Origin of the sequence: Comamonas sp. 7D-2, from assembly GCF_022749555.1 — a bacterium.
GTDB classification, from domain to species: Bacteria; Pseudomonadota; Gammaproteobacteria; order Burkholderiales; family Burkholderiaceae_C; genus Comamonas; species Comamonas thiooxydans.
The window spans coordinates 3,004,050-3,021,354 of the sequence record NZ_CP094238.1 but is presented as its reverse complement, the minus strand read 5'-3'; the positions used below and the strand labels follow the sequence as shown (position 1 = coordinate 3,021,354).

18 protein-coding genes and 1 pseudogene are annotated in these 17,305 nt (G+C 56.3%); 6 read left to right on the top strand and 13 right to left on the bottom strand.

All coding sequences use genetic code 11. The features are described 5' to 3' along the window. Positions 1 to 123: 123 nt before the first annotated feature. Together MPZ60_RS13890 and MPZ60_RS13885 are read right to left on the bottom strand one after the other, a co-directional pair. Positions 124 to 1,211 (bottom strand): IS3 family transposase gene (locus MPZ60_RS13890; protein WP_122974783.1). Its coding sequence is split into 2 segments (ribosomal slippage): positions 124 to 959 and positions 959 to 1,211, totalling 1,089 coding nucleotides; the frame shifts between segments, so codons are not numbered across the junction. Positions 1,212 to 2,515: 1,304 nt separating this feature from the next. Beyond that, positions 2,516 to 2,872 (bottom strand): hypothetical protein, encoded by a 357-nt coding sequence (locus MPZ60_RS13885; RefSeq protein ID WP_165571724.1) that lies wholly within the window; start codon positions 2,870 to 2,872, stop codon positions 2,516 to 2,518. Between the two features lie 12 nt (positions 2,873 to 2,884). Between MPZ60_RS13885 and MPZ60_RS13880 the strand changes: the two genes are divergently transcribed. Further along, the gene (locus MPZ60_RS13880; RefSeq protein ID WP_034359089.1) at positions 2,885 to 3,130 is read left to right on the top strand and encodes a hypothetical protein; all 246 of its coding nucleotides are present in this window, start codon (positions 2,885 to 2,887) and stop codon (positions 3,128 to 3,130) included. Positions 3,131 to 3,253: 123 nt separating this feature from the next. Here the strand turns inward: MPZ60_RS13880 and MPZ60_RS13875 are convergent, their stop codons facing one another. The 5 genes from MPZ60_RS13875 to MPZ60_RS13855 form a co-directional block, all read right to left on the bottom strand. After that, positions 3,254 to 3,508 (bottom strand): hypothetical protein, encoded by a 255-nt coding sequence (locus MPZ60_RS13875; RefSeq protein ID WP_034385280.1) that lies wholly within the window; start codon positions 3,506 to 3,508, stop codon positions 3,254 to 3,256. 201 nt (positions 3,509 to 3,709) lie between these two features. Beyond that, positions 3,710 to 4,426: an arsenical resistance protein ArsH gene (arsH, locus tag MPZ60_RS13870; protein WP_034360080.1), complete on the bottom strand. Its 717-nt coding sequence runs from the start codon at positions 4,424 to 4,426 to the stop codon at positions 3,710 to 3,712. Further along, on the bottom strand, positions 4,413 to 4,844 hold the full coding sequence (gene arsC, locus MPZ60_RS13865; RefSeq protein ID WP_034360082.1) for an arsenate reductase (glutaredoxin): 432 nt from the start codon (positions 4,842 to 4,844) through the stop codon (positions 4,413 to 4,415). Before arsC ends, arsH begins: the two co-directional genes overlap by 14 nt. A 25-nt stretch (positions 4,845 to 4,869) precedes the next feature. After that, entirely contained in the window at positions 4,870 to 6,159 is a 1,290-nt protein-coding gene (locus MPZ60_RS13860) for an arsenic transporter (RefSeq protein ID WP_034385278.1), read from the bottom strand. Between the two features lie 27 nt (positions 6,160 to 6,186). After that, entirely contained in the window at positions 6,187 to 6,510 is a 324-nt protein-coding gene (locus tag MPZ60_RS13855) for a helix-turn-helix transcriptional regulator (RefSeq protein ID WP_034360571.1), read from the bottom strand. A 190-nt stretch (positions 6,511 to 6,700) separates the two neighbouring features. Between MPZ60_RS13855 and MPZ60_RS13850 the strand changes: the two genes are divergently transcribed. After that, positions 6,701 to 6,964, top strand: a complete 264-nt coding sequence (locus tag MPZ60_RS13850) for a hypothetical protein (RefSeq protein ID WP_052087157.1) — start codon at positions 6,701 to 6,703, stop codon at positions 6,962 to 6,964. Positions 6,965 to 6,991: 27 nt separating this feature from the next. Then, positions 6,992 to 7,540, top strand: a complete 549-nt coding sequence (locus MPZ60_RS13845) for a hypothetical protein (RefSeq protein WP_165571926.1) — start codon at positions 6,992 to 6,994, stop codon at positions 7,538 to 7,540. A 182-nt stretch (positions 7,541 to 7,722) separates the two neighbouring features. Here the strand turns inward: MPZ60_RS13845 and MPZ60_RS13840 are convergent, their stop codons facing one another. The 3 genes from MPZ60_RS13840 to MPZ60_RS13830 all read right to left on the bottom strand — a co-directional run bounded on the left by MPZ60_RS13840 (position 7,723) and on the right by MPZ60_RS13830 (position 12,045). Next, positions 7,723 to 8,643, bottom strand: a complete 921-nt coding sequence (locus tag MPZ60_RS13840; RefSeq protein ID WP_242607086.1) for a DUF4010 domain-containing protein — start codon at positions 8,641 to 8,643, stop codon at positions 7,723 to 7,725. 781 nt (positions 8,644 to 9,424) lie between these two features. Further along, positions 9,425 to 10,918 (bottom strand): EAL domain-containing protein, encoded by a 1,494-nt coding sequence (locus tag MPZ60_RS13835; protein WP_255777545.1) that lies wholly within the window; start codon positions 10,916 to 10,918, stop codon positions 9,425 to 9,427. Positions 10,919 to 10,957: 39 nt separating this feature from the next. Continuing rightward, positions 10,958 to 12,045 (bottom strand): IS3 family transposase gene (locus tag MPZ60_RS13830; RefSeq protein ID WP_122974783.1). Its coding sequence is split into 2 segments (ribosomal slippage): positions 10,958 to 11,793 and positions 11,793 to 12,045, totalling 1,089 coding nucleotides; the frame shifts between segments, so codons are not numbered across the junction. Positions 12,046 to 12,998: 953 nt separating this feature from the next. On the opposite strand from MPZ60_RS13830, the gene MPZ60_RS13825 reads away from it, so the two are divergent. Then, a complete protein-coding gene (locus tag MPZ60_RS13825) occupies positions 12,999 to 13,439 on the top strand; it encodes a hypothetical protein (protein ID WP_034355577.1) in 441 nt (146 codons plus the stop codon). Between the two features lie 358 nt (positions 13,440 to 13,797). On the opposite strand, the gene MPZ60_RS13820 is transcribed toward MPZ60_RS13825, so the two are convergent. After that, the gene (locus MPZ60_RS13820; protein ID WP_034355575.1) at positions 13,798 to 14,616 is read right to left on the bottom strand and encodes a DUF2182 domain-containing protein; all 819 of its coding nucleotides are present in this window, start codon (positions 14,614 to 14,616) and stop codon (positions 13,798 to 13,800) included. A 57-nt stretch (positions 14,617 to 14,673) separates the two neighbouring features. Then, positions 14,674 to 15,276, bottom strand: a complete 603-nt coding sequence (locus MPZ60_RS13815) for a DUF1326 domain-containing protein (RefSeq protein ID WP_034355609.1) — start codon at positions 15,274 to 15,276, stop codon at positions 14,674 to 14,676. Between the two features lie 349 nt (positions 15,277 to 15,625). On the opposite strand from MPZ60_RS13815, the gene MPZ60_RS13810 reads away from it, so the two are divergent. Further along, positions 15,626 to 15,979, top strand: a complete 354-nt coding sequence (locus MPZ60_RS13810) for a hypothetical protein (protein ID WP_034355572.1) — start codon at positions 15,626 to 15,628, stop codon at positions 15,977 to 15,979. A 67-nt stretch (positions 15,980 to 16,046) separates the two neighbouring features. Then, a complete protein-coding gene (locus MPZ60_RS13805; protein ID WP_034355569.1) occupies positions 16,047 to 16,733 on the top strand; it encodes a pyridoxal 5'-phosphate synthase in 687 nt (228 codons plus the stop codon). Positions 16,734 to 16,892: 159 nt separating this feature from the next. On the opposite strand, the pseudogene MPZ60_RS13800 reads toward MPZ60_RS13805, so the two are convergent. Further along, a pseudogene (locus MPZ60_RS13800) lies at positions 16,893 to 16,988 on the bottom strand (thermonuclease family protein); the annotation flags it as partial. Positions 16,989 to 17,305: the final 317 nt, after the last annotated feature.

Here is a 17,305-nt window from a genome sequence, read left to right as displayed (position 1 = left end):
CCCGATGTTCGCGCCGGTCGCGCTGTGGGTCGATTTGTTCGGGGCAATCCCTTTCTGAACACAGCACAGGGCGGCGCTGGGCAAAGGTAATCCCCCCTTAAACCATTGCTCTGAGAAGTAGAGCTATGCGGCCATGGCAAGCCGCTGTTTGGGGGTGATGCCGCCCAATGCCATATTTGGGCGTTCATGGTTATACCGCCACATCCATTGCGTGGCGTAATCTCGAACTTCATCAAGATTGCGCCAATGGTACTGTGACAGCCATTCATAGCGAACCGTTCTATTGAAACGTTCGACATAGGCGTTTTGTGCAGGCTTGCCAGGCTGGATGTATTCCAATCGGATGCCTTTGGCAATCGCCCAGTTTTGCAGGACTGCGCTGATGTATTCGGGGCCGTTGTCACAGCGAATGACTTGGGGTTTGCCACGCCACTGGATGATTTGCTCCAATGCCCTAATGACACGCAGCGCAGGCAGCGAGAAGTCCACTTCAATGCCCAGCGCCTCTCGGTTGAAGTCATCAATGATGTTCAGCAGCCTGAAGCTGCGACCGTCTTCAAGCTGGTCGTGCATGAAGTCCGCAGACCAAACTGCACCAGGGCGCTCTGGTACGGCCAATGGCTGAGGTTTTGCTCGCTCCAAACGCTTTCGCGGCTTGATACGCAGATTGAGCTCCAACTCGCGGTAAATCCGGTAGACCCGTTTGTGGTTCCATTTGAAACCTCTGACGTTACGCAAATAAAGAAAGCACAGCCCAAAGCCCCAACTGCGATTGTTATCCGTCAGGCGCAGCAGCCACTGGGCAATCTCATCATTGTCTGTGTTGCGTTGCGCCTTGTAGCGGTAGCAGGCTTGGCTAATTTGAAACGCCTGACACGCTGCACGAATCGTCAGGCCCCGGTGTTGCACTGCTTGTTGAGCCATCTCGCGTCTGCGAGATGGCCTCACCACTTTTTTGCGAGCGCCTCCGAGACGACCTCCGCCTTGAGCTTTTCTTCGATGTACATCTTGCGCAGCCGGCGGTTCTCTTCTTCGAGCTCCTTCATGCGGGCCATCAAAGATGCATCCATGCCACCAAACTTGGCACGCCACTTGTAGAACGTGGCTGCGCTGATGCCCAGCTCACGGCACAGCTCGGGCACTGCCAAGCCAGCTTCTGCACGCTTGAGCGCATCGATGATTTGGCTGTCTGTAAAACGTGACTTCTTCATAGTAGAGATTCTCCTTGGGAGGTCTCTACTTCTCAAGACGTTGGTTTTACGGGGGGATTACCCAAAGGCGTTGCAGTTCTTCGACGTCTACGGTGTCGCCAACAAAGTGAATAACACAGGCCATATGCTGCTCAAGCAATCTAGAGTAGTACGTTTCGCAGATTCTGCAGGATGCTCATGCGCTATGTGAACTGTTTTTAGCAGTGTTTTCTGCCGAAATCGGCTCGTGGCCGTAGGCATCTCAAGTTCTTGCTGGATGGCTGCTCAGGGTCGCTAGCGGACCTGTGCTCGGAAGTCAAAAGAGTGCTGGATAGCGCACAACGCTTGTCGGGGCTGGCCCAAAATACACCAAGCCATCCTTGATGGTGACCACAAGCACCCATCCGGGGTGGACTGCTTCTGTGATGTAGTCGCTGGCGCTGCCAAGTAGTCATGCTAGAGCGCTCGACTATGTTCGCGGAGGTATGAGCGCCCAGTTTGGCGCTGGACCAGTTCGTGAGGGTGGAGCAAGCGGAGATTGAGCGGCGCGAGGGCTATGAGCTTATTTGTGCGCCGCGTTGATCAGCTATACGACCCGTCTCTAGGTTCAGCCGAATGAAAAGGATCAAGAGGTGCCTATCTTGCGATTCCGCGCTCCCGTGAGATCGGAATCCTGGTCGCATCGGTCGGGAGTTGCTGGCATGCGTTAGAGCCTGGAGGTAGGCACCGTCCGGTCACGGGGTCATAGGTTCGCTCTGATGGCTGCTGAACAGAAGGCTTAGGAAGTGGCGGAGGCGCAGCGTCTACGACGGTATGTACCTGTGCGCTGCATCGACGCCCGCCTGATTGCACCGAATTGCAAGCTTCTTCAGCTTTCAAGTAGGAAATTTGCATTTCCCTTTTCGCTCTTTGAATTTGGTCAGGAGTTGCTCCAGGGATGCAACCTCCTTCAATGATTTCCATTCGGCTTACGAGCAAGAACATTGTCGTCTCAGTGGCCGCAGTCACCGAGGCATTGGCCGGAACCTTTGTTCTTTCGATCATCTGCATCCTTGACTTGCAACCGCCTTCGGAGAGTCGAACAGGTGGCAAATCAAATCTCAACGTGGTTTCGGGCTGCATCGCTTGGCCGAAAACCACCTGAGTGATGGATAGCAAGCCGAGGGAGATGGCTGCCCCGAACATGCACCGGGACCACTCCGGTCGTGCATTGCCTCGTGGGTCCATGACCGATGAGAAAAACATCTGGTACGGCATTTTCATACACGCCTCTGCTCAAAATTTGAGTTCACGCTTACCTCAACCCGTCGGTGTGACGGATTGTGTCATGGGGGCTGCAGGGTTGAAAGCAATTTTGCGGGAGTTAGGGAAGTTGGTTTTCCGCGATCCAGGCCTTGAGCTGCTGCAGGTCTGGTGTTGGCATGCCCGAAATCCGCGCCGCAGCAACCCGCAACGCCCAGCTTGCCGGTGACGCCGCTGCCTGCAGAGATCTCGCAGATCAGCACCAGCGACTCGCAGCCTTTGCTGCAGAAGGCGCAGGTCTGGTCGGAGAGCTTGGCAGCCTGGTCAAAAGCGAGATGCACAAGTAGATCTGCTGCGCAGGCAGGTTGTTGCAGATAGAACTCTACTTGGGAGGCTGATGCACAAATGATCAGTGAGGCGTGGCCAAAATAGGTGGGCACATAGAATGCGACATGACCGCATTAACCCCAAAGACTGTGCCCAAAGCCCAAAGGAAACGCAACAAGGGGGCTCAAGCTGAATACAACAAGTTGGTTCAGCAATGGGGGAGAGAGATCGCAAACGAGATCATGCTGAAGCGCGCAAGGGCAGGGGAGTTTCTAGATAAGCCAGGAGCAAAGAAGAAAAAGGGGCCGGATCTTTTGGATGCAAAGTGGGCAAGGGCCTCGGGGAGCTATGAATCAAGCAGGAAGCGTTAGGAAGGAGAAGGTGTCCTAACCTCCCGCTGCTCACGGTTTAATTTGTAGCTAGCATCGGGCCTTTAGAAAGAAAAAGCCCCGAGCCGTGATTGGTGCTGGGGCTTTTTTGCGTCTGGTGCTTGATCAGTAGCCTTCAACGAGAGGCATTTCCGTCCCATCGACTGCAATTATCACGCCCGTGGTGTTGGGGTCGATTTCTATTGAGACGCCCCAGAGTTCATTGGGCTTGCCGAAGGAGTTGATGATGTTGAACTGCCGCAGCTCTTCGGGCGTCATCTTGATCAGCTTGGGGTAGGCGTTGTTGTGGGCCTTCCAGTGCCGAAGGAACGTGTGGCAAACGCGCTTGTGGACTGTGTGGATCGGTGATTCATCGGTCATGGCGCGATTGTCACAGAGGAGGGTGCTGCTCCGGTGCGTTTGACTGGGAACGGCAGACTTGATGGGGCAGCGCCACAAACCTGAGGTATCCGTTAGCGGTCTTTCGCGTCGGCCAGCAATCGACCCGTTGCAGCCGCTCAAGTAGCGAAGAAGCGGCCACTGAACTTGTTTTGGAATGCAGAGCCCACCTGCACGCGTCACTTAGATACTTCGCTGATTGACCCGTTTGGACAGTTCCTCGGCGCTTTCACGGCGCTCGCTGTAGCGATCCACCAGGTAGTCCGAACAGTCTCGCGTCAGCAGAGTGAACTTGACCAACTCTTCCATCACGTCCACGACCCGTTCGTAATACGAAGAGAGCTTCATCCTGCCAGCCTCGTCGAACTCGGCAAATGCCTTGGCAACAGACGACTGATTCGGGATGGTGATCATGCGCATCCAGCGACCCAGCACCCGCATCTGGTTGACCGCATTGAAGGACTGTGAGCCACCCGAGACTTGCATTACTGCCAATGTCTTGCCTTGCGTCGGTCGCACGGCACCAGCGGACAAAGGAATCCAGTCTATCTGCGCTTTGAGGATGCTGCTCATGGCACCATGACGCTCTGGAGACGTCCAGACCATACCCTCGGCCCATACAGCCAGCTCACGCAGTTCCTTGACCCTCGGGTGATCGTCGGGGGCACCATCGGGCTGTGGCAGGCCACGCGGATCGAAGATCCTGGTCTCGGCACCCATCTTGCGCAGTAGTCGCGCCGCCTCTTCGGTCAGCAGTCGGCTATAGGAGCGGTCACGAACCGAGCCATACAGCAGCAGTATGCGCGGCGCGTGCGTGGCACGCTGTGCGGGCAGCAGGCCTTCCAGGCTGGGCTTTTCAAAGACTTGCTCGTCGAGGTTCGGTAGATCAGTGCTTGCCAATTCGATTTCCTTTCGAGTCAATGACGGCTTCTCCATCCTCTTTGGAGAAGGCGGCCTGCTGAGGCTGCGGCAGGATGTCCAGCACGGCCTCCGAGGGACGGCACAAGCGGGCTCCCAGAGGGGTGATCACTATCGGGCGATTGATCAGAATGGGGTGCTGGAGCATGAAATCAATCAATTGCTCGTCCGTCCATTTGGGCTCGCCCAAGCCAAGCTCGTCATATGGCGTACCTTTTTGGCGCAACACATCGCGCACTGGTAGGCCCATGGCTTGAATCAGGCCCACCAGCGTGGCGCGATCAGGCGGTGTCTTGAGATATTCGATGACCGTGGGCTCCACTCCGCTGTTGCGGATCAGGGCCAGGACATTGCGGGAGGTGCCACAAGCAGGGTTGTGGTAGATCGTGATGTCGCTCATAGCGCTAGATTCCCGTTGCAAAGATTCATGACGCCACGCTGAGCCGCAAGGCCAGGGCGGCAAGGGTGATGAGCAGCACGGGCAGAGTCAGTACCGCGCCGACTTTGAGGTAGTAGCCCCAGTCAATCGTTGTGCCTTTCTTGCCGAGCACATGCAGCCACAGCAAGGTGGCCAAGCTGCCAATCGGCGTGATCTTGGGACCCAGATCGCAGCCGATCACATTGGCGTACACCATGGCCTCCTTGACAGTACCGCCGGCTGTGGACGCATCGATGGACAAGGCCCCGACCAAGACCGTGGGCATGTTGTTCATGATTGAGGACAGCACCGCGGACAGCACGCCCGTGCCCAGCGATGCGGTCCACACGCCGCCGGCTGCAAACTGATTCAGCAACACGGCGATGTAATCCGTGAGGCCCGCGTTGCGCAACCCGTAGACCACCAGATACATACCCAGCGAGAACACCACGATCTGCCAAGGCGCGCCATGGAGCACTTTCCTGGTGCTGATGACATGACCACGAGCGGCTACAGCCAGCAAGATCGCTGCACCCACGGTCGCCACAGCACTGACGGGCACGCCCAGAGGCTCCAGAACAAAAAAGCCAATCAGAAGCAAGACCAGCACGACCCAGCCGGCCCGGAATGTGGCCCGGTCTTTGATCGCAGCCGAAGGCTGTTTGAGCTGGGCCACGTCGTAGGTGGTAGGAATATCGCGTCGGAAAAACAGCAGCAGCACACCGAGGCTGGCCAGGACCGAGGCGATGTTGACCGGCACCATCACCGATGCGTAGTCGTTGAAGCCGATCTTGAAAAAATCGGCGGAGACGATATTCACCAGATTGGAGACGATCAGCGGCAAGCTCGCAGTGTCGGCAATAAACCCGGCGGCCATTACGAACGCCAGCGTTGTCGCCGGAGAAAAGCCCAGCGCCACCAACATGGCCATTACGATGGGCGTAAGAATCAGCGCGGCTCCGTCATTGGCAAACAGGGCCGAAACGGCGGCACCCAGCAGCACGATGCAGGCAAACAGCTTGACTCCGCTGCCGCCACCCCAGCGGGCAAAGTGCAATGCAGCCCACTCGAAGAAACCAGCCTCATCCAGTAAAAGGCTGGTGATGATGATGGCGACAAAGGTCGCCGTGGCATTCCAGACGATATGCCAGACCACCGGAATATCAGCTAAGTGCACGACCCCCAGCAGCAAAGCGACAGCGGCCCCGACTGAAGCGCTCCAGCCAATGCCAAGGCCGCGCGGTTGCCAGATGACCAACGTCAGTGTGAAGATGAAAATCAGGATGGCCGTCAACATGGTGAACTGTTCCTAGCAACGAGCGCTTCAGCACTGGCACAAAGCTGCGGCGTCTGGCGTGCAGGCAGCTCCCTGGCAGCAGTTCTCGGTGAGATATGCGAGCAGACCATTCATGACGGGAAATGCAGCGCGATAGAGCACATTTCGGCCCTGCTTCTCTTGACTCACGAGTTCAGCATGGAACAGTTCCTTTAGGTGAAACGACAGTGCATTGGGGGCAATACCCAACTGTTCCGCCAATGCACTGGGAGTCAGGCCTTCAGGTCCTGCAACCACCAACGCACGAAAAACGCGCAGGCGTGCTTCATGGGCCAAAGCTGAGAGGGAACGGATAACTTGGGTTTCTTGCATTAATCAATAATACAAGAAATATTGAATAATTGTGCGATTGAGATGCGGGATCGGGATTGCTGTCGGGCTAAGGGATGACCGCTTTATGGATGCTCGTCAAATGGCTGCTTGTGGTCGATAGCGGCCTGCAGTAGGGCGTACACCCCTCTAGGGTTCGACCATTGAGTCCAGCCCCGGAACACTCCGGGGCATGAAAAAAGCTCTCGCATCAATGCTGGCGCTGCTGGGCATTCACCAGCATCTGAGTGCCGAGCAGAAACAAGACATTGTGGTCGCGGCCGCACAAGCCACGCCGGGGGCAGTAACAGCCGGGGGCTTCCGGCTCGCAGGCCTGCCCCTCAGTGACTGGCTGGTCCTGGCATCGATTGCCTTTATGGCATTGCAGGCAGCCTACCTGGTCTGGAAATGGCGCCGTGACTATGTGCATGAGCAGGTGCGCGGAGCTGCGCGATAGGGCCAAGGCTGCCGTAGGGGGCACGCCATGAGCAAGATTCACCAGCATTGGTGCCTTGCTGGTCTTGACCGGCATTGGTGGCGGCAGCTACTACGTGGATCAGGCCGCGACGGCCGAGGTCCAAAAGAATCAGTACATCCAGGCAGTCGTCGCCGATCCCGATATGCCCGATGGCATGCGTATTGCCATGTCCGCGGTGAATACCAGGAGCCACTTGCCGCCTATGGTGCTTTATCTACCTTCGGTAACAAGGCCATTGAAACCTGCCTCCATATCCCCCAGTCATCGACGAAAATAGGACATGGCCGAGGTGATCCAGGTATGGGGTCCATGAAGGCTCGGATACCAAGCCTGCATTGCCGCCATCGAGCAATCATTGATAGAGAAGTACAGACAAAAGCCATGCTGCGCAGCAAATTGGGAACACTGCTAGTGATCAGTGCGGCACTTTCTTTTGCGGCAGGATTTGCTCTGGATGCCCAGGGCAGCATCGCGAACCTTGAGCTTTGGATAGCTTCGGCAGTCCTGCTACTCTTAAGCGGTGCAGTTCTGATCGTCTTGGGTCAGAACGACTAGCAAGGAACCGGGGAGCGCACCACACTTACCGGGCCTAGCCCGAAATACACGAGGCCATCCTCACGGCTGGTCACCAGTAGCCATCCCGGGTGGGCTTCGTCTCTCAGTCGCCTTCAGCGAGAGGCATTTCCGTCTCATCGACCGCAAGCATCACGCACCCCATCGCTGATGGGGAATTCGTATTAGCCAATCCATAGCAGTGACAGGCCTGCTCCTGTCACCATAGAGGCTAGTCCCAGACTGATTCGTGTTCCATATTTGGCTCCCCCGGTGGTGAACGCCAGTACGGATTTGGCGATTGCGCTGGAAGCAAGAATCACAACCAATCCCCATTGAGCGGTGGACAGGGGCAAACTACCTGACGCAAAAAGCTGGCCTAAGCTCGCAGCAGCGGCATGCAGTTCGGCCAAAGCTGCAAATGCCGCCGCGACCAGCACGCCAGTGCTGCCAAAGACATGCTGGAGCCAGGCGCCTAAAACTAACATCAACGCAATGGTGCCGGCAATCAGCAATGCAGTGGAAAGCTTAAATATCCGTTCGGTCTCAAATTCAGTTTGCGTGGCAGTTTTTTGTCGATTCAGCAATCCTGTGGCTGCAGCCAACACAAGGCAGAGAGCTGCAACTAGTAGAGGGAGTGCCATAGACAGCATCAGAGCTATGGATGTTGTCGAGAGAATTGCTATGAACAGGCATAGCGAGGCCAACTGAGCCAACATGGCACAGCCAAAGGCTTGCGCCTGCTGATGTTCGTCGGACTTGGCCAGCTGGCCAAGACTGGCTATAGCCGCGGTAGATGACACAAATCCAGAAAAGAATCCGGTCACAGGTAGGCCCCAGTGCGGGCCCAGCACTCGAGTCAGTATGTGTCCCAGCATGCCAACAGCCATGAACAGCACGACCACTTTCCAAAGGGCTGGGAGGCTTAGCACACCCCATGGATCTACAGGCGCTTGCGGCAGAAGTGGCATCACGACCAGCGCCGCAGCGCCCAGCAGAAGGCCATCCCTCAATTCATTCTCTCTGAGTAACTCACGACTCCAGCGTTGTATGGGGCCTTTGGAATGCACCAGCAAGGCACAAAGAATGCCCAGAGCTGCCGTCAAGGTAGGGCTCTTGTGCGATAGGGCGCCCAGAGTTAGTGAGAAAAGTAGAGTCACTTCACTGGTCAGGCCTGGGTCATTGGGGGCTGAGTGCCAGTAGGCTGCAACGGTCAGTGCCCCGACCAACAGAAGTACAACGGTGAAGGGCAGCACGCCTAACCACCAGGCCGCGCAGCCAAGCAACGCTGCTATGGCGTGGGTACGAGTTCCTGCGATGCTCTCGCGCTCACTCCCGCGACGCTCGCTTACGAGACCGATAAGCAGACCACAGCCTAATGAGACTACCCAATGGTCGACACCGGCCCAACTTAGCTGCATAAGTCTCAACCCCTCGATCTGAATAAGGCTCGTCCGATTGTTGGGACTTCGCCTTAGCTACTACTACGCAGCATAGTCGAGCATGAGATGACGCCGCAAGCAACAAGAGCTGGGACGTAAGACGCTCAAATCTCACCTATCTAAGGCACCCTGTGTGAAGGAGCGTGACAGAGGAAAAGTCAAGTCTGCGCGCTCCCTCAATAGCCTTCGACCAAAGGCATTTCCATCCCATCGACCGCAACCATCACGCCCGCGGTGTTGGGGTCTATTTCAATTGGGACGCCCCACAGCTCATTGGGCTTGCCGAAGGAGTTGACGATGTTGAACTGCCGACATCCGTTTCATGAGCCCGAACGTCAGCAATGCAGCGACTGCTGCCGCTAACGCCCGTCATGCATTCATTTCGTTAATGGACAGGCAGACAACCTTGGTCTACCTTTGGACTGCTCCAGTGCGATAGGCAACTCTAAGCTTCATGCTCGAGCACCCTCAAATTTCCGTGGTTGTCCAAACCTTCATCGCTTGGAGAGCAAGTCAACAAAGCTATGAATTGCTCGGCAGGCAGCGCTTTCGCATAGAGCCACCCTTGGCCAAACTGGACACCTGCATTTTTGAGATAAGTCTCCTGCTCACGTGTCTCGACGCCCTCTGCAATCATGGCCAACTTCAATTCATGCGCCATGCCGATAATGTGGCGCGTGACAATGTTTTGTGCAGCGTCGTGACCAATTGCATCGACGAAAGATTTGTCGATTTTCAATGCATCTAACGGTAGTCCGTCAAGGAGTGCAAGGCTTGAATAGCCTGTTCCGAAATCGTCGACCGCAATCCTGAACCCTGCGTCTCTAGCGGCCGCGATTGTCTTCCTTGCAGCTGGAACATTCATAAAGCTACGCTCCGTCACTTCAAGCCAGATCTGCGATGGATCAATTCCAGCCTTTGCGGTGGCCGCGGTAAGTCCAAGCAGAAATTGCGCACTCTCTATATCGTGAACCGAGATGTTGATGGAGACATGTAGATCCGACTTACTGCGGAGCAATGTCCCCATTTCGCTCGTAACGGTCTCGACCACCAAATTAGTCAACGAAGAGATCAGGCCACTCGCCTCTGCCAGAGGGATGAATTGATCGGGCGGCACCAGCCGACCACCTTGCTGCTGCCAGCGCACTAGCGCCTCAGCTGCGATGCACCGCCGAGTCGAGAGTTCAATGATCGGCTGATAATGAACAACGAATTCGCGGTTCCGTATTGCCTGCTCCAGTGTCTTTGCAGGGGAAAGCTGTAATCTTGAGACCCAGACGATAAATCCAATAAGAGTGAACGAAATTCCACCGCCGACTAGCAGGATGTAACGCCAGTCCACAGAGGTTTTGTATCGGGCATGTTCACGGTCTATGAGTGCAAAGGCAACCAGGTCATCATTGACTGCATGTGTCGCATACACATATCGGGAGCTCGTTACGAAAGGTTCGCCAGAGATCAGTGCCTTGATGATTTGCGAATCAGCAGATCCAGAAACTTCCAGTACATGCCCCTGGTTGGTCGCCAGACCTAGCGTCGTGTCGGGATGCCCAACCAAGTCGGTAAACCGCCCAGGCATGATGAGAACCCCGTAGTCGCCGCGACGCAGTTCAATTCGTGGTTTGCCTTTAAACAGTATGGGCTGCTCGGCAAAGTGAAGTGAATATTCGTCGCCGAGATCCAAATCTCCAGCGTGTGCCCTAGCGGGCGGGGAGATCACGCCTAATCGTGTGCAGACCAATTGTCCGCTTCTGAAATAGCCAACGTCCTCAATGCTATGTGCATCTACGGCAACCTGGCCCATTTGACCCATGTGCTCTGGTGAGCAGTCCGCCCCGTCTATCGCTTGAGCGCGGACGAGTGCCTGCTTTGCATTCTCCAATGTCCGTTCACCCCGGAGTGCTGTATAGGATGCGCGGTCATTGACGTAGAGTTGCAGCGGTAATCCCCCCTTAAACCATTGCTCTGAGAAGTAGAGCTATGCGGCCATGGCAAGCCGCTGTTTGGGGGTGATGCCGCCCAATGCCATATTTGGGCGTTCATGGTTATACCGCCACATCCATTGCGTGGCGTAATCTCGAACTTCATCAAGATTGCGCCAATGGTACTGTGACAGCCATTCATAGCGAACCGTTCTATTGAAACGTTCGACATAGGCGTTTTGTGCAGGCTTGCCAGGCTGGATGTATTCCAATCGGATGCCTTTGGCAATCGCCCAGTTTTGCAGGACTGCGCTGATGTATTCGGGGCCGTTGTCACAGCGAATGACTTGGGGTTTGCCACGCCACTGGATGATTTGCTCCAATGCCCTAATGACACGCAGCGCAGGCAGCGAGAAGTCCACTTCAATGCCCAGCGCCTCTCGGTTGAAGTCATCAATGATGTTCAGCAGCCTGAAGCTGCGACCGTCTTCAAGCTGGTCGTGCATGAAGTCCGCAGACCAAACTGCACCAGGGCGCTCTGGTACGGCCAATGGCTGAGGTTTTGCTCGCTCCAAACGCTTTCGCGGCTTGATACGCAGATTGAGCTCCAACTCGCGGTAAATCCGGTAGACCCGTTTGTGGTTCCATTTGAAACCTCTGACGTTACGCAAATAAAGAAAGCACAGCCCAAAGCCCCAACTGCGATTGTTATCCGTCAGGCGCAGCAGCCACTGGGCAATCTCATCATTGTCTGTGTTGCGTTGCGCCTTGTAGCGGTAGCAGGCTTGGCTAATTTGAAACGCCTGACACGCTGCACGAATCGTCAGGCCCCGGTGTTGCACTGCTTGTTGAGCCATCTCGCGTCTGCGAGATGGCCTCACCACTTTTTTGCGAGCGCCTCCGAGACGACCTCCGCCTTGAGCTTTTCTTCGATGTACATCTTGCGCAGCCGGCGGTTCTCTTCTTCGAGCTCCTTCATGCGGGCCATCAAAGATGCATCCATGCCACCAAACTTGGCACGCCACTTGTAGAACGTGGCTGCGCTGATGCCCAGCTCACGGCACAGCTCGGGCACTGCCAAGCCAGCTTCTGCACGCTTGAGCGCATCGATGATTTGGCTGTCTGTAAAACGTGACTTCTTCATAGTAGAGATTCTCCTTGGGAGGTCTCTACTTCTCAAGACGTTGGTTTTACGGGGGGATTACCCAGCGTCTCGTTAGCGTTGTCTTGGTCAATCGCGAACATGGCGACTAACGGCAGGGTGCTGGCGAGAATTGCAAACAAGGTGGCAGCACTAATAACTATCCATCTTCTCATGCGATCTAGCTATACAGAGGGTTCCAAATTAACCCATTGATGCTCTGCGCATGACTATTAACATGCACACATAGTGGGCGCTTTAATGGTTGTTGCTCCCAGCATTTAAACTCAAAAATCTTCCCGCTTGCCTTTAGAACAAGAATTTTGTAATGGCTTTTTCCATAATTCCATGATCAAAAATTCAGATTTCTTGTGTAAGAAACTCATGGATCGGAAAAAAATGATCAGTGGAATGTCTTTGTTTTTTGCTGCATGCGTCATCTAACCGATCCAACAGAAATCGGAGGCAGCGATCATAGGCTTGCCAGATCTCAGCAGCTGCAAGTAGTTTGAAGCCGACACTAGCAATCGTTGGCTGGAATTCCGCTTCTGGCCGAAGCCGGGCCTAGCTACTGGTGAGTACAGCACCGCAAAGCCGACCTTCGGGGCTGTGCCTTGAGCGTCCGGTTCAGGACGGGCAGTCAACGGGTGCAGGCCGTCGCTAGTCGGCCAGAAGCGGACGTCCGGTAGGTGGCCGTGAACGGCAGGTCTAGGCTGAGAGCTGACGTAGGGGCTTCAACACCGAATGTCGGCGGCGATCAACAGCTGAACTTGATGGTCTCTGGCTGCAATCTCCAAGAATCGGCATTCAAGGATTTCCGCAGCCCTTGTCGGCGACCACCCCGATCCGGCCCCTTGACGACGAATCACCGTGCCTTCAGGCAAAATCCAGAGGATCGGGGCAAGCCTGGCGTCAGGTCTGCCGGGAAGCCCACCTTGAAGAATGGAACAGCATCAATGGCACTGACGAAGAAGGGCGAGTTCATGTACGGGACGACGTCCGGCGACACCCAAGCCGAGCTGCGCAGCTACAGCGTTGCGAATCGCCATGAGGCCGTCCGGTTTGCCTCGTCCAAATGCAATTGCGGGTGCCGGACTTTTGCGCTGCAGACTGATGAAGAAGCAGGCGTGGCAATCCGCACCTGCACCGACTGCGGGCAGAGACACCTGATGGGCGACAGCGCGGACTACGTTGAAGAGGCCGCCCCCGAGGCGCACGAGTGCGTGTGCGAGAACGAGGTGTTCGAGCTGATGTCCGGCGTCTCCGTGTACGAGGGCACACATGACGTGCGCTGGTACTACATCGCTTGCCACTGCGTGGAATGCAATCTGGTTGGGGTCTTCGCAGACTGGAAGTGTGAAGCGGGTGATGCGGCGGCTTTCCTAGCCAAGGTATGAGCGCGTGCCCTCCGCAGAGATCCTGCTCGCAGGCTCGAGCGGCCGAGTAGTGTCATGAGGTGGCCCGGCGGACTTGGCTGTATCAATGACGGCAATCGCTGCATAGCGAAAGTAGATGTGTGAAGTAGCTTTTGCAGTCGTTAGGGCTCTGCTCGGTCTACGACGGAACATATCAACGCGGACATTTCACTGTTTGTTAATTTCCACGCAGAACTGACCCGCAGGGGATGCTGTCGATGCTGGCCGGATCGATGCCTGTTTTCTGCAGTGCAAGTCGGCACAACAATGAATTGGCCGCGAAGGCGAGCATCGCCACCGCAGCGAGAGCGTTTGCAAGGAGGTGCGGCCAGCACGCGTGTCAACCATGGCTCATTACGATGATGGCAGACCAAGACAGCAGCGCGATACCTAGCGGCTTGCTGAGACGCCGGCCCCAGGGGATGTTCTTTTCGATCGCCATCATGGCCGCGAGCAGGAGCATCCAGCCGAGGCTGCCGGTACCGAGCGCAAACATCAACAGCATCAGCGCCCAGCAGCAGCCGACGCAAAACAGGCCGTGGTGAGCGCCAAGCGCGAACGCCTGCCGCGCTGGATGCTCACCCCCATGCCAGTGCTCGATCACGAAGCTCAAGGGTGTGCGACACTTTTCCAGGCATTGGTACTTGAGCTTGCTAAATTGAAAAACACCGGCCAAGGCAATGGTCGCCGCACCCAGCAGCCAGCCATGCCAAGCCAGCGTGGGTACGCTGGAGAGCAAAGACAGCACCGCAGAGTGAAGTGCGTGTGCCAGCAGCCCGAAGCCCCCCCATACCGCCATATAGCCCAGGCCGAGCAGCATGCAGAGGCGCCCATGGTCCGTGCGCCCGGTCGTCAACCGATCAAAGGCGTTGAACAGCGGCAAGGTGGTGGGTAGCATCATGGCCGCCGTCATCAGGATCCAGGCAACGGCGTAAAGCGCCATGGGTACGACCACATCGCCGGCGGGAACGACACGGCACAGAAACGCTGCCGGCCCTTCCGCCGTCCAGTCACCGTGTTCGAGATAGCGACCGTAAGGGCTGCGCGCCCAAGCCCACAACGTCACCCAGGCAAGCACCACCAGTGCTGCCAAGACCGGCAAGAACACGCGACGGTGACGGGTGGCCCTGGTCAGCGTAGGGCTTGCCTGCGGCGTCATTGGGAAATCTCCGCGCTTGTGGTCCGATCGCTACTCGCCTTGGATTGACCCGGCGGCTCAGGCGTCGAAGACAAAGGTGCTCTGCAGGGCGTTGTGGTTCTTGATATCGAGGTCGATGGCGAGGGCGGCGTTTTTTGATCGGTAGGTCGGAGCCTTGCCCACAAAAACCGGTGCCCCGGGTACCGTCGAGAACACGGTATCGGAAAGCGTGGTCTGCCTATCCATGGCCCCACGATACGGCTCGAGTTCAGCGAAGTAGTCCTTGCCGATCTCCAACTGCCCCTTACCCTCCTTGACAGTGAAGCGGATGGGTGCTCGCTCCACAGATACCACCTCGCCGATCAGCTTGGCGAGATCGGCGACAGGCCCCCCGGCCTGGCCGGTGTAGACCTTGAGCAGCGCTTCCTCTTGTGCCTTGGAAGCCTGGTCGTCGACAAAAATCGCGGCCCTCCAGTTGCCTTCAAGGATATTGCCGGGAACATGGGCTACGGCAGCGATGGTATTGCCGCCCACGTCAACACCATCGACGTTTCCCTTGTCTATGCGCCAAGCGACGATGGTGTCGCAAGTGCCGTAGTCCGGGTCCTCGCCAATCCAGCAGGGGCACAGAACCTTACAGTTACAAACCTCGAGCAGGCGACCTTCCAAGTGATAGCTCATACGAACCTCCATGGGAGCCACAGGAACACGCACTTGTCGTCTTGGCTCGCGGCGGCAAGATGAACAATAATTCTGCGCAGCGTGGCGGATCAGGTCAAACTCGATGACGTGCCAATTGCGAGGTTATTGGGTTATTCAACCTCGGAGGCGAATGAGCACTTCGGCGTTGGCAATCTGCAGCGTCATTGAAAGACGGCCCGCGGGCGACAACGTGAGCTTGGTGTGCGCCCTGACAGCAGTCATTCGACTTGTGATCAGGAAATCGTTCGACAGGCCACTATCGGCGGCCAGTACGAAGCGGTGCTCTCGGCCAGAAGCAGACCTCTAACTTAAGGGCAGAATTTCGGCCATGAGCAACGACTTTAATGAAGAGCTGCCATGGGACGCGACCCTTGCGAACACGCTCCCTGGGCAATTGGTTCTCGTTGGACTTGCCTACTTTGACGTGGGTGCCGAGGAGCCTTTCGAGCAGCAACAACTGTTCGGTCGCGTCGTCCATGCCGATGAGCGCAAGGGAATTCTTTTATCACTGGAAGGCCAGCGAGCCGGCGAGCAGTTCCACCTGCCTCCCGATACGCGTTCGTTTCGAAAGGCTGAGCCCGGCGAGTACCGGCTTCGGACCACTGGCGAAGTAGTGGTGAACCCGGACTTCACGGTGACGTTCTCGATTCAGAAGCAAGCGAAGACTCGGCGCGACAACTGAAGACGGCCAGAAGCGGACCCCGACTAACGACGGCTATCGGGTGACGGAGAATCTGCGCATTGCGAACATGAATCGTTTACTTAGTGAAAGAGACAACACCGTGTCCAACATACGAGAGCTGCTGCGGAACCTAAAATCCTTGCCCGGCCCATATAAGCCTTTCGACATCACGCTTGCGCCCGCCAACCCCGAAGTCCTTTTCGTCGAATGGCTGCAGATGGCCATCGACGCTGGAATCCGAGAGCCGCACGCAATGACCTTGTCCACCGTGGATGCTGACGGACATCCCGATGCGCGTGTCTTAATCCTCAAAAATGTAGATGACCACGGTTGGCACTTCGCCATCACACGCAGCAGCCCCAAGGGCCACCAAATTTCCTACAAGTCCAATGTGGCACTGACCTTTTATTGGCCTGCACTTGGACGTCAAATCCGCATTCGTGGTGTTGCGCACGACATGGGTCCTCAAGCTCAAGCAGCCGATTTCTTGGCGCGACCACATGGCTCTCGCGCCGGAGCTCTACTCGGTCGGCAAAGTGATGTTCTGGACTCTGATAGGGAATTTGAAGATGGGTTGGCCAAACAACTGGAGCGGCTTGAAGAGAACCCGCAACTCATCTCGCCCGAATGGGTTGTCTATGCTGTGCGGCCTGACACCATTGAGTTCTGGCAAGGTCATGAACAGCGACGCCACATACGTCTTCGCTACAGACGCGACGGCGCTGTCTGGACAACCGAGCGCCTATGGCCGTAATGTTACGTAGCTCGGAGCCGGCAGCGGTTGGCTGGCTGCTCTTCGGCGGTCAATTCGCTAGGGCGACGGTCAGCATAGGGTTGTTTACGGACTTGGGTTGTGCCGAGGCTCGCATAAGGCTTTGCGCCAATCCCATGGCGCGATTGGCTCGGCCTCTCGTCAAAGTCCAACTTTTCGAGCCTTGGCCTCTTGCTCTGCAAACTCGTGTTGCCCGCGCTCCTGCGTTGACTGTTCGCGGGCATATGCGCGATACCAGCAGCAAGCAAGCGCGTTTTTGTGCAAGCTACCGTCTTTAAAATCAAAGGCTTAGGTGATTTTGATGCCGTCAACTGCAGAAGGCGGGCTGATGGTATCGACGAGGTGGATGGTATTGGCGACGTTCGGTGCCATGCAAAGTGCCATCGAAACCGCCGACTTCGCAAGACCGGCTAGTTCCAGATAGAGCTAGATAGAAATGAAAAAAGCCCGCGATATCGCGGGCTTGCATGAGAAAAGGTCTAAAGCTTGCGCGTCAGTTCACGACAGCGCTTTATTCCCACTCCATCATCAACAAATCGCCTAAACCCGCATGG

Excerpts from the sequence above, each read along its gene's own strand:
- MPZ60_RS13855 (WP_034360571.1), bottom strand. The coding sequence starts at position 6,510 with ATGCAAGAAACCCAAGTTATCCGTTCCCTCTCAGCTTTGGCCCATGAA.
- MPZ60_RS13845 (WP_165571926.1), top strand. The coding sequence starts at position 6,992 with ATGAGCAAGATTCACCAGCATTGGTGCCTTGCTGGTCTTGACCGGCAT.
- MPZ60_RS13860 (WP_034385278.1), bottom strand. The coding sequence starts at position 6,159 with ATGTTGACGGCCATCCTGATTTTCATCTTCACACTGACGTTGGTCATC.
- MPZ60_RS13810 (WP_034355572.1), top strand. The coding sequence starts at position 15,626 with ATGAGCAACGACTTTAATGAAGAGCTGCCATGGGACGCGACCCTTGCG.
- MPZ60_RS13825 (WP_034355577.1), top strand. The coding sequence starts at position 12,999 with ATGGCACTGACGAAGAAGGGCGAGTTCATGTACGGGACGACGTCCGGC.
- MPZ60_RS13880 (WP_034359089.1), top strand. The coding sequence starts at position 2,885 with ATGACCGCATTAACCCCAAAGACTGTGCCCAAAGCCCAAAGGAAACGC.
- MPZ60_RS13805 (WP_034355569.1), top strand. The coding sequence starts at position 16,047 with ATGAATCGTTTACTTAGTGAAAGAGACAACACCGTGTCCAACATACGA.
- MPZ60_RS13875 (WP_034385280.1), bottom strand. The coding sequence starts at position 3,508 with ATGACCGATGAATCACCGATCCACACAGTCCACAAGCGCGTTTGCCAC.
- MPZ60_RS13850 (WP_052087157.1), top strand. The coding sequence starts at position 6,701 with ATGAAAAAAGCTCTCGCATCAATGCTGGCGCTGCTGGGCATTCACCAG.
- MPZ60_RS13815 (WP_034355609.1), bottom strand. The coding sequence starts at position 15,276 with ATGAGCTATCACTTGGAAGGTCGCCTGCTCGAGGTTTGTAACTGTAAG.
- MPZ60_RS13820 (WP_034355575.1), bottom strand. The coding sequence starts at position 14,616 with ATGACGCCGCAGGCAAGCCCTACGCTGACCAGGGCCACCCGTCACCGT.
- arsC (WP_034360082.1), bottom strand. The coding sequence starts at position 4,844 with ATGAGCGACATCACGATCTACCACAACCCTGCTTGTGGCACCTCCCGC.